The organism is Citrobacter sp. CK199, from assembly GCF_030333285.1.
In the GTDB taxonomy this organism is placed as follows: Bacteria; Pseudomonadota; Gammaproteobacteria; order Enterobacterales; family Enterobacteriaceae; genus Citrobacter_B; species Citrobacter_B koseri.
In genome coordinates this window covers 387,744-400,248 of sequence record NZ_JAOWGF010000026.1, presented here as the reverse complement: position 1 = coordinate 400,248, position 12,505 = coordinate 387,744, and the positions used below count along the sequence as shown (strand labels likewise).

15 protein-coding genes are annotated in these 12,505 nt (G+C 57.1%); 4 read left to right on the top strand and 11 right to left on the bottom strand.

Annotated elements, in window-relative coordinates; genetic code table 11:
• Positions 1-22 precede the first annotated feature (22 nt).
• A complete protein-coding gene (gene tsaD, locus OGX75_RS12990) occupies positions 23-1,036 on the top strand; it encodes a tRNA (adenosine(37)-N6)-threonylcarbamoyltransferase complex transferase subunit TsaD (protein WP_047461129.1) in 1,014 nt (337 codons plus the stop codon).
• Between the two features lie 87 nt (positions 1,037-1,123).
• Here the strand turns inward: tsaD and ureG are convergent, their stop codons facing one another.
• From ureG to ttdA, 10 genes are all read right to left on the bottom strand, one after another.
• Positions 1,124-1,741, bottom strand: a complete 618-nt coding sequence (ureG, locus tag OGX75_RS12985; RefSeq protein WP_200053356.1) for an urease accessory protein UreG — start codon at positions 1,739-1,741, stop codon at positions 1,124-1,126.
• Between the two features lie 9 nt (positions 1,742-1,750).
• A complete protein-coding gene (locus OGX75_RS12980; RefSeq protein ID WP_047461132.1) occupies positions 1,751-2,425 on the bottom strand; it encodes an urease accessory protein UreF in 675 nt (224 codons plus the stop codon).
• Positions 2,425-2,883, bottom strand: a complete 459-nt coding sequence (gene ureE, locus OGX75_RS12975; RefSeq protein WP_200024199.1) for an urease accessory protein UreE — start codon at positions 2,881-2,883, stop codon at positions 2,425-2,427. Before ureE ends, OGX75_RS12980 begins: the two co-directional genes overlap by 1 nt.
• Positions 2,884-2,892: 9 nt before the next feature.
• Positions 2,893-4,596 (bottom strand): urease subunit alpha, encoded by a 1,704-nt coding sequence (gene ureC / locus OGX75_RS12970; RefSeq protein WP_047461135.1) that lies wholly within the window; start codon positions 4,594-4,596, stop codon positions 2,893-2,895.
• Positions 4,589-4,909, bottom strand: a complete 321-nt coding sequence (locus OGX75_RS12965) for an urease subunit beta (RefSeq protein WP_012135195.1) — start codon at positions 4,907-4,909, stop codon at positions 4,589-4,591. The genes ureC and OGX75_RS12965 overlap by 8 nt, the downstream gene beginning before the upstream one ends.
• A gap of 10 nt (positions 4,910-4,919) precedes the next feature.
• Positions 4,920-5,222, bottom strand: a complete 303-nt coding sequence (locus OGX75_RS12960; protein WP_042289336.1) for an urease subunit gamma — start codon at positions 5,220-5,222, stop codon at positions 4,920-4,922.
• Between the two features lie 10 nt (positions 5,223-5,232).
• Complete coding sequence (locus OGX75_RS12955) at positions 5,233-6,057, bottom strand: urease accessory protein UreD (protein WP_200029912.1); 825 nt, start codon at positions 6,055-6,057, stop codon at positions 5,233-5,235.
• A gap of 123 nt (positions 6,058-6,180) precedes the next feature.
• The gene (locus tag OGX75_RS12950) at positions 6,181-7,644 is read right to left on the bottom strand and encodes an anion permease (RefSeq protein ID WP_058668123.1); all 1,464 of its coding nucleotides are present in this window, start codon (positions 7,642-7,644) and stop codon (positions 6,181-6,183) included.
• A 48-nt stretch (positions 7,645-7,692) separates the two neighbouring features.
• The gene (gene ttdB / locus OGX75_RS12945) at positions 7,693-8,298 is read right to left on the bottom strand and encodes a L(+)-tartrate dehydratase subunit beta (RefSeq protein WP_104868172.1); all 606 of its coding nucleotides are present in this window, start codon (positions 8,296-8,298) and stop codon (positions 7,693-7,695) included.
• A complete protein-coding gene (ttdA, locus tag OGX75_RS12940; RefSeq protein WP_394817929.1) occupies positions 8,295-9,206 on the bottom strand; it encodes a L(+)-tartrate dehydratase subunit alpha in 912 nt (303 codons plus the stop codon). Before ttdA ends, ttdB begins: the two co-directional genes overlap by 4 nt.
• Before the next feature lie 210 nt (positions 9,207-9,416).
• Here ttdA and ttdR point away from each other — a divergent pair, with 210 nt between their 5' ends.
• A complete protein-coding gene (gene ttdR, locus OGX75_RS12935) occupies positions 9,417-10,352 on the top strand; it encodes an L-tartrate utilization transcriptional activator TtdR (RefSeq protein ID WP_012135189.1) in 936 nt (311 codons plus the stop codon).
• Positions 10,353-10,455: 103 nt separating this feature from the next.
• Here the strand turns inward: ttdR and plsY are convergent, their stop codons facing one another.
• On the bottom strand, positions 10,456-11,073 hold the full coding sequence (gene plsY, locus OGX75_RS12930; protein ID WP_012135188.1) for a glycerol-3-phosphate 1-O-acyltransferase PlsY: 618 nt from the start codon (positions 11,071-11,073) through the stop codon (positions 10,456-10,458).
• Between the two features lie 106 nt (positions 11,074-11,179).
• On the opposite strand from plsY, the gene folB reads away from it, so the two are divergent.
• Together folB and bacA are read left to right on the top strand one after the other, a co-directional pair.
• Positions 11,180-11,548: a bifunctional dihydroneopterin aldolase/7,8-dihydroneopterin epimerase gene (folB, locus tag OGX75_RS12925; RefSeq protein WP_012135187.1), complete on the top strand. Its 369-nt coding sequence runs from the start codon at positions 11,180-11,182 to the stop codon at positions 11,546-11,548.
• Between the two features lie 90 nt (positions 11,549-11,638).
• Complete coding sequence (gene bacA, locus OGX75_RS12920; protein WP_012135186.1) at positions 11,639-12,457, top strand: undecaprenyl-diphosphate phosphatase; 819 nt, start codon at positions 11,639-11,641, stop codon at positions 12,455-12,457.
• Positions 12,458-12,505 lie beyond the last annotated feature (48 nt).

Sequence of the window (12,505 nt, the reverse complement as noted above, 5' to 3'; positions counted from 1 at the left end):
TCAGAGTGAGGTAAAACAAGTCATGCGTGTACTGGGTATTGAGACATCCTGCGATGAAACCGGCATCGCTATTTACGACGACGAAAAAGGTCTGTTAGCCAACCAATTGTATAGTCAGGTGAAATTGCACGCTGACTACGGCGGCGTAGTGCCTGAACTGGCCTCGCGCGACCACGTACGCAAGACCGTGCCGCTGATCCAGGCGGCGTTGAAAGAGTCGGGTCTGACGGCGAAAGAGATTGATGCCGTGGCCTATACCGCAGGGCCGGGTCTGGTGGGGGCGCTGCTGGTCGGCGCGACCGTTGGCCGTTCGCTGGCGTTTGCCTGGAATGTTCCGGCGATTCCGGTACACCATATGGAAGGGCACCTGCTGGCGCCGATGCTGGAAGACAATCCGCCGGAATTTCCGTTCGTGGCGCTGCTGGTCTCCGGCGGTCATACCCAACTTATCAGCGTGACCGGGATTGGTCAGTATGCGCTGTTAGGCGAATCCATTGACGATGCGGCCGGTGAAGCGTTTGATAAAACCGCCAAACTGCTGGGACTGGATTACCCTGGCGGCCCGATGCTGTCGAAAATGGCGGCGCAGGGCACCGCAGGGCGTTTTGTCTTTCCGCGTCCGATGACCGACCGTCCTGGGCTGGATTTCAGCTTCTCCGGGCTGAAAACGTTCGCCGCAAACACGATCCGCAGCAACGGTGATGATGAACAGACCCGCGCCGATATTGCCCGTGCGTTTGAAGATGCAGTGGTGGATACGCTGATGATCAAGTGTAAGCGAGCGCTGGATCAGACCGGCTTTAAGCGTCTGGTGATGGCGGGCGGGGTGAGCGCCAACCGCACGCTGCGTGCGAAGCTGGCGGAAATGATGCAAAAACGGCGTGGCGAAGTGTTCTACGCGCGGCCAGAGTTTTGCACCGATAACGGCGCGATGATCGCCTACGCCGGTATGGTGCGCTTCAAAGCCGGCGCAACGGCGGATTTAGGCGTGAGCGTGCGTCCTCGCTGGCCGCTGGCGGAGCTGCCTGCGGCGTGATTTTTTTGCCGGGTGGCGGCTTCGCTTACCGGGTTTACAATACCGTAGGCCGGGTCAGGCGAAGCCGCCACCCGGCGATAAAAAACGCTACGCCCGCAACATCCCTTTATCTTCCAGAAACGCAATAATCGTCGCCAGGCCGTCACCGGCTTTCAGGTTGGTAAACGCCCACGGCCGATCCCCGCGCATACGCATTGTATCGCGCGCCATCACCTCCAGCGACGCGCCCACATACGGCGCCAGATCCGTTTTGTTGATCACCAGAAAATCGGATTTGGTGATCCCCGGTCCGCCTTTACGCGGGATCTTCTCGCCTTCGGCCACGTCGATCACATAGATCGTCAGATCGGCCAGTTCCGGGCTGAAGGTGGCGCTCAGGTTATCGCCGCCGCTCTCGACAAAGATCAGATCCAGGTTGCCGAATGTCTCGCTTAATGCTTCCACCGCCGCCAGGTTCATTGAGGCGTCTTCGCGAATGGCGGTATGCGGACAACCGCCGGTTTCCACGCCGACAATCCTTTCCGGCGCCAGCGCGCCCGCTTCGGTAAGAATGCGCTGATCCTCTTTGGTATAAATATCGTTAGTCACCACCGCCAGTTGATACGTATCGCGCATCGCTTTGCATAACGCTTCCAGCAGGGCGGTTTTACCGGAACCCACCGGACCGCCCACGCCGACGCGCAGGGGATGTTTATAGTCGTTCATCGTGTCTCCTCAGGAGCGAAATAATCGGCAATATTGTGTTTCGTGACGGGCAGAAGCGATGGCGGCCAGCGGCGTGGATGAGCCCAGATCCGCATCCGGGCGAGCCAGCGCCTGCGCCATACCCTGCGCGTAATGGTCGCAAAGCGAAAGAATGAGCTGCTGCGCCGCCTGTTGTCCGAAGGGCACCAGTTTCACCCCCGCCATCACCGCGCTTTCTAACCAGCTGTAGCCGAGGCTTAACGCCAGATCCGTCAGCGGGATGCGCCAGCGCACGCCCAGCCACGCCATACCGCAGAGCTGGCTGTCGGCAAAAAGTGGACGCCACGTCTGCGGGCAGTCCGGCACCCAGTCCACCACCAGGCGTGTAAACGCCGCCCCCCGGCTGCGCTCTTCTTCGCGCAGTTCCCTGGTTTCCCGACAGGCCAGCAGATATGCGCTCCAGCGGCGAGCGGCGGTAACGTCATTCCGTTCACAGGCGTGGTACAACCGGGCGAAAATCGGCAGGTCGACGGTAAAAAAGTTCTGCTCCAGCTGTTGCGTTTGCCAGTGCGCAAAGTCTTCCGCGTTTTTCACCCAGCCGATCTCCACCGCCCACTCCAGCCCCTGAGACCAGGTAAACGATCCCACCGGTAAACTGCTGCTGGCGAGCTGCATCAGGCGTAGCCGTTGTCTGGCGTCAGTCATCAGTGGGCGTGGCCGTGGTGATGGCCGTGAGATTCGCTGGCATATGCCCCCGCCTCCGGTTCAAAGGGCAGATGCGCGAAAGTCACCTCTAAGCTGAACTGGCGCAGCATGTCGTCGAGTACGTGATCGTGGTGATAGCGCAGCTCGTCAGGCAGAATTTGCAGCGGAACGTGGCGGTTGCCCAGGTGGTAGCAGGCTTTGGCGAGCAGGAACGGATCGGCGCAGCGCACGACCGAAACGGCTTCGTTTGCGGCGATGATCTCCACCACCTCTGCGCCATCCTCCGTGCTCAGGCGATCGCCGCCGCGTAACAGCAAACCGCGCGGCAGCAGTAAACCGGCTTCGCGTCCGTCGCCCAGCACTACCTTCGCCCGGCTTTTGACGCGGACATCAATGGGGAGCGTCAGCGTTGCCGTGACGGCGGCGAGCGTTTCAATACGTTGCGTCAGATACAGCATGTCGTCTCCTCAAAATAAAAAATAACGCTGGGCCATCGGCAACACGTCTGCCGGTTCGCTGGTGATCGGCTCACCGTCAATGCGCACCTCGTAAGTCTGGGCGTCAACGGTGATGTTGGGTTGCAGGCTGTTGTGGATCATGTCGGCTTTTTTTACCGTCCGGCAGCCTTTCACGACGGCGGTGGCGCTGCGTAAGTTGAGCTGCTGCGCAATGCCGTTTTCAACCGCAGCCTGAGAAAGAAAGGTCAGGCGACAGTGATGACGCGCCGCGCCAAGCGCGCCAAACATCGGCCGGTAATGCACCGGTTGCGGTGTGGGAATCGAGGCGTTGATATCACCCATCGGCGCGCAGACGATCATCCCGCCTTTAATGAGTGTTGCGGGTTTTACGCCAAAAAAGGCCGGAGACCAGAGCACCAGATCCGCCAGCTTTCCCGCCTCAACAGAACCGACCTCATGGGCGATGCCGTGGGTTAGCGCCGGGTTTATCGTGTACTTGGCGATGTAGCGTTTTACGCGCTGGTTGTCGTTATCGCCCGTCTCCTCCGCTAACGGGCCGCGTTGTACTTTCATCCGGTGCGCCACCTGCCAGGTTCGCAGAATGACTTCGCCCACCCGTCCCATCGCCTGGGAATCCGACGAGGTCAGGGAAAAGGCGCCGAGATCGTGCAGCACATCTTCGGCGGCGATGGTTTCCCGACGAATACGCGACTCGGCAAACGCCACATCTTCGGCGATATCCGGGTCGAGATGGTGGCAGACCATCAGCATATCGAGATGCTCGTCAATGGTGTTGACGGTATAAGGCAGCGTCGGGTTGGTGGAGGAGGGGAGGATATGGGGATGCGCGCAGGCGGTGATAATATCCGGGGCGTGACCGCCGCCCGCCCCTTCGGTGTGAAAGGTATGGATCGTGCGATCGCCAATTGCCGCCAGCGTGTCCTCGACGAAACCGGACTCGTTTAACGTGTCGCTGTGCAGCGCGACCTGAATATCCATCTCTTCAGCCACGGTCAGCGCACAGTCGATCGCCGCAGGCGTCGCGCCCCAGTCCTCGTGGATCTTCAGGCCGATCGCGCCGGCGGCAATCTGCTCACGCAGCGCGTCCGGGTTTGAGCCATTCCCTTTGCCGAGAAAACCGATATTCACCGGCAGGCTGTCCGCCGCTTGCAACATGCGGGCGATGTACCACGGGCCAGGCGTACAGGTGGTGGCATTGGTGCCCGCCGCCGGGCCGGTGCCGCCGCCAATCATGGTCGTCACGCCAGAGACCAGCGCCTCTTCCGCCTGCTGCGGGCAGATCCAGTGAATATGCGTGTCCACGCCGCCAGCGGTAACGATCTTTCCTTCACCGGCGATCGCCTCCGTGCCGACGCCAATCGGGATCGTCACGTTGGGCTGAATATCCGGGTTACCGGCTTTGCCGATGGCGAAGATCCTGCCGTCTTTGATGCCGATGTCCGCCTTGACGATCCCCCAGTGATCGACGATCAGCGCGTTGGTGATCACCAGATCCACACACGCGCGAGCACGCATTTGCCCCTGGCCCATACCGTCGCGGATCACTTTACCGCCGCCGAATTTCACCTCTTCGCCGTAGGTCGTGAGATCGTTTTCGACTTCGATCCACAGTTCGGTATCCGCCAGACGCACCCGGTCGCCGGTCGTCGGGCCAAACATGTCGGCATAAGCCTGCCGGGAAATCTCAGTCATTGTCTGCCTCCAGAGAGCCCATTACCTCGCCGCGAAAACCAAAAATACGCTGTGCCCCGGCGACGCGCACCAGTTCGACCTCGCGTTTTTGCCCCGGCTCAAAACGTACCGCCGTGCCTGCGGGGATGTTCAGGCGAAAACCGCGTGCGGCTTGCCTGTCAAAGCGTAATGCGGGGTTGACCTCGTAAAAGTGATAGTGCGATCCGACCTGAACCGGGCGATCGCCATGATTCTCAACCACGATCGTGCAGGTTTCTCTGCCTGTATTGATCGCGATGTTTCCCGTGGAGATCCTGTATTCGCCTGGAATCATGGTTCCTCCTTTATACGATCGGGTTATGAACGGTGACCAGTTTCGAGCCGTCTGGAAAGGTGGCTTCAACCTGAATATCCGGGATCATTTCCGGCACGCCCTCCATCACCTGATCGCGGGTCAACACATGGCGACCGTCTTCCATCAGTGACGCCACGCTTTTGCCGTCGCGGGCGCCTTCCATAATGAAAGCGCTGATCAGCGCCACCGATTCCGGGTAGTTCAGCTTTAGTCCGCGCGCCAGACGACGCTCCGCCACCAGCGCGGCGGTAAAGAGCAACAGCTTGTCTTTTTCTCTGGGAGTCAGTTCCATAGTGATTCTCTTATGTCTGCCAGATACGGGGCAGGAGTGGCGGTTTTTGGGTCAGTTGTGGTCGTAAGGATTGCCAGACGGCGCGCATAACGCGCTGGATAAGCAGGTTGTCATGCCCGAGGAAGCGCAGGGCCAGCAGTGAATCAATCAGCGTCGCGCCAGCGTAGTCGCCGAGGGGGGCAATTTGCTCGCGTACGCCGTCCAGCATCTTTTCCGTGGCGGGATAACAGAGCAGCGTACCGCTCCAGGGATGTCTGGCGACGGTGTGCAGGTTTCCTCCCTCAAGGTGCAGCCTTTCTATTAATAGCGGCGTACCGTCCCGCCATACTTCCAGGCGGTTGCGCAGCGTGCCGTGGCTGAAGGTCTCCTGCATCACCGGTCGCCCCAGACAGAGCAGATCCCAGGCCAGCAGTCGGCTCTCTTGCGCCAGATGAAAGACCGACTGGATGTTAGCGTTCGCGCCGGGAAAAAGGATCGTATCCTGCGGCAGCCACTCCAGCGTGGCCTGCGGGGCGAGATAAAAATCCTGCCGCAGCTGCGCCTGAGGGCCGCGACTGCGGTAAAACTTCCCTGCGCCAGGCTGGGTGATTAACGCATGGCTGTCTGTTGCAAGCGTGGCGGAAATCGTGAGTTCATCGCCCCCGACAATACCGCCCGGCGGATGAAGCAAATAGAGGTGGCAAACGTCGTCTTCCGGGTAAAACGGACGCTGTACCGTCAGCGGGCCGACGTGTCGCGCCGAAGTGAGCACTGTTTTATGCGCGGCGCGGGTAAACCGCAGATCCAGTTCGGCCTGCCAGCCCCGTGTGAGAGTCTTGTGCGCAACGGTGTCCAGAGCGTTTCCCTTATCAGCGTGAGGGGAGGTGCATACAAAAAAGTATGCCTCAGCGCATCGGGAAAACGGTCATACGAGAAGCTTATGGAAAAAAGAGGCGACGTCATGCCGCCCCAACGAGGTTTACAGCAAAACGAGAGGCATCCAGACAAGGCCGGTTATTACCAGCAGAACCAGGAAGATCAGGCCAAAAATAGCGCCCAACCGCCAGTAATCCACCGTCGGCAGATAACCGCTACCGTAGTAGATGGGGCTTGGGCCGGTCGCATAGGGGGTGAGAATGCTGCCCAGACCAATGGCGGCGCCGACCATCAGGCAAAACACCGGTAAGGGGATGTCCGGCATCGCCAGCGCAGCGGCAATCATCATCGGCGCCAGCGCGGAGGTATAAGCGGTGGCGCTGGCAAAAAAGTAGCGTAACAGATAAAACACCACGATGAGCGCGACCATCACCATCATCGGCGAATAGCCGCTTAGCCCGTTTGCCAGCAGTTTGCCAAACCAGGTGATAAAGCCGGTATTGTTCAGTCCGGTGGCGAGCGTAATCAGCGAAGCCAGCCAGAAGAAAACATTCCATGCCGCTTTATTGCTGACGATGTCATCCCAGGAGATGATGCGTAATACCAGCATCAATGCCACCACGCTGTAACCGACCATTGCGGCATCAATGTAATCGCCGCCGAAGATCCACAGCACCAGCGCGCCGACCATCAGCACCAGCATCTTTTTCTCGCGCGAGCAGAGCGGGCCCATCTCCTTTAGCTCAGCTTCCGCCCAGCGCGGCACCTGGTCGCCCGATTTCAGCACCGGCGGATACAGCACGTAGGCCAGCCACGGAACCAGCAAGACCAGCAGAATGCTTAGCGGCAGCATTCCTGAGAACCAGTCGCCCCAGCTTAGCGCCGTATGGGATGCGCTTTTCATCAGGCCAATCAGCAACAGGTTAGGCGCCATCGCCGTCAGGAAAATGGCGCTGGTAACGCAGTCGGCGGTGATGCCCATCCACATAATATACGAGCCAATGGAGCGGGAGCTGGCGTCGTTAGGCTGCGAGTTATAGAGCGGCGGCAGGTTGCGGATAATCGGGTAGATGATCCCGGCGCCGCGCGCGGAGTTAGACGGCGTGACCGGGGCGAGGATTAGCTCGGAAAACATCACCGCATAGCCAAGAAACAGCGTGCGATGGCCCATCTTTTTTACCAGCATCAGCGCAATTCGCCGACCGAGACCAGTTTTTTCATAGCCGGTGCCAAACATAAAGGCGGCGAAAATCAGCCAGATAACCGAGTTAGAAAAACCAGACACCGCCCACGAGAGGGCTTTGGCGGTAAATTTGAAGCCTTCCTGCGCGAGCTGATCGGGGCTGAACAGCAGCCACGGCGACAAAACGGCAATGATCGAAATCCCGATCATCGCCACGACCGCGCCCGGCACAGGTTCCAGAATGAGTCCCACAATGACGCCGGTAAAGACCGCAAAATAGAGCCAGGTGTGGCTCTCAAGACCGGTGGGGACGGGCAAAACAGCAATAATGGCGATGACCACCAGTGGAGCCAGGTATCGCCACCAACCAGATAAAGGTGCCATTGTCGTATCCCTGAGAAAAGGGAGAGGCGTAGCGCCTCTCCTGAAGGGTTATTTGATGTAGTGCACGTACTCGCAGATCTCGTCAACGATGGGACCGCGACGCTCGGCGAACTGTTTTTTGTTGTCGGCGATCAGGTTGTTGCCGTGGGTATCGATAGAAACAATCAGCGGCCCGAACTCTTTCACCCGGCAAACCCACAGCGATTCCGGCATGCCGAGTTCCGTCCAGTGCACCTCTTCTATCTCTTCGACCTGGGTTGCCGCCAGCACCGCGCAGCCAGCCGGGAAGATGACGTGCAGCGCTTTGAATTTCTGGCAGCCTTCTTCGGTCAGCGGCCCCATACCGCCTTTTCCGACCACCAGCTTCACGCCGGTCTGCTCAATGAACTCTTTTTCAAAGGCTTCCATACGCATGCTGGTGGTCGGGCCGACGGAGACCATCTCCCATTTATCACCGTTTTTACGCACAATCGGCCCGGCGTGGAAAATCGCTTTGCCGTTGAGATCGTAAGGAATAGGGCGCTTGAGTTCGATCAGGCGGCGGTGACAAACGTCGCGACAAGTCACCAGCGTTCCGGTCAGGTAGATCACATCGCCAATGCGGATATCTTCCAGGTCTTCGGCTTTGATCGGGGTAGTGAGGATCTTTTTCATAACGCGCTCCGGGTGTGGGACAGGTTTTCGAAGGAGAGGTCAGAATGAACCAGCAGCGTACCGCGACGGTGCGCCCAGCAACCGGTGGAGACAGCCACGCCAATGGTTGACGGATGACGGGCGGCGGATTCGATGTGTACGCCCATCACCGAGCTGTTGCCGGTCAGCCCTTGTGGGCCGATTCTCAGGCGGTTTAGCCCTTCTTCCAGCCGTAGCTCAAGCTCTGCCGCCTTTGGATTCGGATGACGGGTGCCTATCGGGCGCAGAATCGCTTTGCGGGAAAGCACGGCGGCGGTTTCGACGGAGGTTGCGATGCCCACGCCGACCAGTACCGGTGGACAGGCATTGACCGCCAGCGTGGAGATGTTTTCAAAGACGAATTTCACCACGCCTTCGTAGCCTTCGGAAGGCATCAGCACTTTGGAACGCCCCGGCAGCGTGCAACCGCCGCCCGCCATATAAACTTCAATTTCCGCATCGTCGCCATCGGGAATAATCTCCCAGGTGACCCACGGCACGCCGCTGCCGGTGTTTTTGCCGGTATTCACTTCGTCGAAAATTTCGACCGCGTTATGGCGTAGCGGCGCTTTTACGGTGGCGTCTTCCACGGCCTGCTTAAGAATACTTTGCAGCTCGCCCAGCAGCGGGAAGCGGGAACCGACCTTTACGAAGAACATAATTTCACCCGTGTCCTGGCAGGCCGGGCGGTTCAGGTCGATTGCTTTCTGCATGTTATCGAACATCGTGTGGTAGATAATGTTTCCCATCGATGAGGTTTCGGCATCACGCAGCTGTTTTAATTTATCGACGACGTCGTCGGGCATTCGGGTGGAGATCATGGCGGTAAAATTAGCGACAATATCCGTCAACGTAGTAACCGCATTTTGGTTATTTTGATTGCTCATCATATCAACTCCAGTTCTTTTATTAATCTGGAAATAAATTCTCTGGAGTAAACTACCACTAAAGGTGTGGTTTTATATTTTTTGTCACTGTGTATATGCAATTAACAGTTCGTGAATCACACCACAGAAAGGTGATGAAAATTGAGCAAAGGCAGGGTTTAACAACGTTAAGAGATTTACACTGCGCGTATTAAAATCACGGATAACCGACAGATGCTGAACAACTATCCCTTAGCCAAAGACCTACAGGTTTTGGTTGAAATTGTCCATACGGGAAGCTTTAGCGCGGCAGCGGCGGCGCTGGGGCAAACGCCTGCGTTCGTGACGAAACGGATTCAGATTCTTGAGACAACCCTTGCCACCACGCTGTTGAACCGCTCGGCAAGAGGTGTTGCGCTGACGGAAAGCGGGCAACGCTGCTATGAACATGCGCTGAAGCTCCTCACGCACTATCAGCGGCTGGTGGATGAGGTGACGCAAATTAAAACGCGCCCGGAGGGAATGATTCGCATTGGCTGTAGTTTTGGTTTTGGCCGCAGTTATATTGCACCTGCCATTACCGACCTGATGCGCAATTATCCTGAATTACAGGTTCACTTTGAACTCTTCGATCGGCAAATTGATTTGGTACAGGATAATATCGATCTGGATATTCGGATTAACGATGAAATTCCTGATTATTATATTGCGCATTTGTTAACAAAGAATAAAAGAATATTATGCGCGTCTCCCGCATATCTCCAGAAATATCCTGAGCCAAAAACCTTACAAGAATTAAGCGGTCATGATTGTCTGGTGACAAAAGAACGTGATATGACCCACGGCATATGGGAACTGGGGAACGGGCAAGAGAAAAAATCAGTGAAAGTAACCGGACACCTCTCTTCCAATAGCGGTGAAATTGTTTTGCAGTGGGCGCTGGAGGGCAAAGGGATCATGCTGCGTTCAGAGTGGGATGTGCAGCCGTTTCTGGCGAGCGGTAAACTGGTGAGGGTATTGCCGGAGTATGCGCAGAGCGCCAATATCTGGGCGGTCTATCAGGAACCGCTGTACCGCAGCGTAAAGTTACGGGTATGTGTGGAGTTTCTGGCGGCATGGTGCCAGAAGCGACTCGGCAAGCCAGACGAGGGATATCAGGTGGCGTGGTGAACCAATCTGTAGGCCGGATAAGACGCTTTGCGTCGCCATCCGGCGATGCGTATGTGCCTGATGGCGGCTTCGCCTTACCTGGCCTACGGCGTGGTGCAAAAAACTACTGCGGATCTTTCTCGCGCTTCTTCTTGAGTTTCGTCCAGATCTTCGTCTCCTGACGACGCCACAGGCGCTGGATGTTGTCATGGTGGCGCAGCAAAATCAGGCAAGACAGCATAGAGACCGGGAAGGTGAACTGGGGTTTAAACCACCACACGTAGAATGGCGCAATCAGCGCGCTGACGATCGCGCCCAATGACGAGTAACCGCTCAGTAAGACGGTCAGCAGCCAGGTGCCCGCCATCACGCCAGTTAAGTCCCAGCCGATGGGCGCGATCGCGCCGAATGCGGTCGCGACGCCTTTCCCGCCTTTGAAGCCAAAAAAGACCGGCCAGATGTGCCCCAGACAGGCGGCGATGGCAATCAGGCCCAGCCAGAAAGGGGTTACACCTAATGCATAAGCGCCCCAGACCGGCAGCATGCCTTTGAGGACGTCGAAAATCAGTACCGCTACGGCTGCTCCCTTGCCCCCTATGCGTAACACATTGGTCGCGCCAGGGTTACCGGAGCCACTCTGACGCGGGTCGGGTAAACCTGCAATGCGGCAGACCAGAATGGCACTGGAAATTGAGCCGCAGAGGTACGCGAAGAGGATCATTCCAGGCGCGATTGCACTCATAAGCTGTTCCGTTTTGAAAATGTCGTGTTAAACGCTACTTCTGTGGATAATACGCATATTTCGCCGGAAGTGGTATCCGGGTTAGCCAAAAAGCAGGCAGGTCGTGATGGATATTGTATTTATAGAGCAACTTTCGGTAATCACCACTATCGGTGTTTACGACTGGGAGCAAACTATCGAACAGAAACTGGTGTTCGATATCGAAATGGCGTGGGACAACCGTAAGTCAGCCAGAAGCGACGACGTTGCGGATTGTCTGAGCTACGCCGACATTGCCGATACGGTAGTCAGCCATGTGGAGGGCGGCCGTTTTGCGTTAGTCGAACGCGTAGCGGAAGAGGTGGCGGATCTGCTGCTCAGCCGCTTTAACTCTCCGTGGGTGCGCATCAAGCTCAGCAAGCCCGGCGCCGTAGCGCGTGCGGCGAATGTTGGCGTTATCATTGAGCGTGGCAATAATCTGAAAGAAAATAATTAACTTCATAGTTTTTAAACCAAACGGCGATATATGGGTCTTAAAGCTGGAGTCATAACTGCTGTTCGTTTTTTTTGATTTAGGGGTTTATTGATGAGCGATATACACTCGCTGCTGGTGGCGGCAATTTTGGGTGTGGTCGAAGGATTGACGGAGTTTTTGCCCGTCTCCAGCACGGGCCATATGATCATTGTCGGTCACCTGTTGGGTTTTGAAGGCGATACGGCAGAGACGTTTGAGGTGGTAATTCAGCTGGGATCGATCCTGGCGGTGGTGGTGATGTTCTGGCGGCGTTTGTTCGGCCTGATCGGCATTCACTTTGGCAAACAACCGCATGAAGGCACCGGAAAAGGACGCCTGACGTTAGGGCATATTGTGCTGGGGATGATCCCGGCCGTGGTGCTGGGCCTGGTGTTCCATGACACCATTAAGTCTTTGTTTAATCCCGTTAACGTGATGTATGCGCTGGTCGTGGGCGGTCTGCTGCTGATTGCCGCGGAATGCCTGAAGCCGAAAGAGCCGCGCGCGCCGGGCCTGGACGATATGACGTATCGTCAGGCGTTTATGATTGGCTGCTTCCAGTGTCTGGCGCTGTGGCCGGGCTTTTCCCGTTCCGGCGCGACCATTTCCGGTGGGATGTTGATGGGGGTGAGTCGCTATGCCGCATCGGAATTCTCATTCCTGCTGGCTGTTCCGATGATGATGGGCGCGACGGCGTTGGATCTCTACAAGAGCTGGTCGTTCCTGACGGTGGAAGATATCCCCATGTTCGCCGTGGGATTTGTGACTGCGTTCATTGTGGCGCTGATCGCCATCAAAACCTTCCTGCAATTGATTAAGCGTATTTCGTTCATTCCGTTTGCGATTTACCGCTTTATCGTGGCTGCTGCGGTCTACGTTGTTTTCTTCTGATAACGCTTGATGCCGGATGGCGGCGTTTACGCCTTATCCGGCCTACGG

Bases quoted from the DNA above. Each gene is read 5' to 3' on its own strand.
- OGX75_RS12960 (WP_042289336.1), bottom strand. From the start codon at position 5,222: ATGGAACTGACTCCCAGAGAAAAAGACAAGCTGTTGCTCTTTACCGCC.
- bacA (WP_012135186.1), top strand. From the start codon at position 11,639: ATGAGCGATATACACTCGCTGCTGGTGGCGGCAATTTTGGGTGTGGTC.
- ureE (WP_200024199.1), bottom strand. From the start codon at position 2,883: ATGCTGTATCTGACGCAACGTATTGAAACGCTCGCCGCCGTCACGGCA.
- plsY (WP_012135188.1), bottom strand. From the start codon at position 11,073: ATGAGTGCAATCGCGCCTGGAATGATCCTCTTCGCGTACCTCTGCGGC.
- folB (WP_012135187.1), top strand. From the start codon at position 11,180: ATGGATATTGTATTTATAGAGCAACTTTCGGTAATCACCACTATCGGT.
- OGX75_RS12980 (WP_047461132.1), bottom strand. From the start codon at position 2,425: ATGACTGACGCCAGACAACGGCTACGCCTGATGCAGCTCGCCAGCAGC.
- ureG (WP_200053356.1), bottom strand. From the start codon at position 1,741: ATGAACGACTATAAACATCCCCTGCGCGTCGGCGTGGGCGGTCCGGTG.
- ttdB (WP_104868172.1), bottom strand. From the start codon at position 8,298: ATGAAAAAGATCCTCACTACCCCGATCAAAGCCGAAGACCTGGAAGAT.
- OGX75_RS12950 (WP_058668123.1), bottom strand. From the start codon at position 7,644: ATGGCACCTTTATCTGGTTGGTGGCGATACCTGGCTCCACTGGTGGTC.
- ttdA (WP_394817929.1), bottom strand. From the start codon at position 9,206: ATGATGAGCAATCAAAATAACCAAAATGCGGTTACTACGTTGACGGAT.
- ttdR (WP_012135189.1), top strand. From the start codon at position 9,417: ATGCTGAACAACTATCCCTTAGCCAAAGACCTACAGGTTTTGGTTGAA.
- OGX75_RS12965 (WP_012135195.1), bottom strand. From the start codon at position 4,909: ATGATTCCAGGCGAATACAGGATCTCCACGGGAAACATCGCGATCAAT.
- ureC (WP_047461135.1), bottom strand. From the start codon at position 4,596: ATGACTGAGATTTCCCGGCAGGCTTATGCCGACATGTTTGGCCCGACG.
- tsaD (WP_047461129.1), top strand. From the start codon at position 23: ATGCGTGTACTGGGTATTGAGACATCCTGCGATGAAACCGGCATCGCT.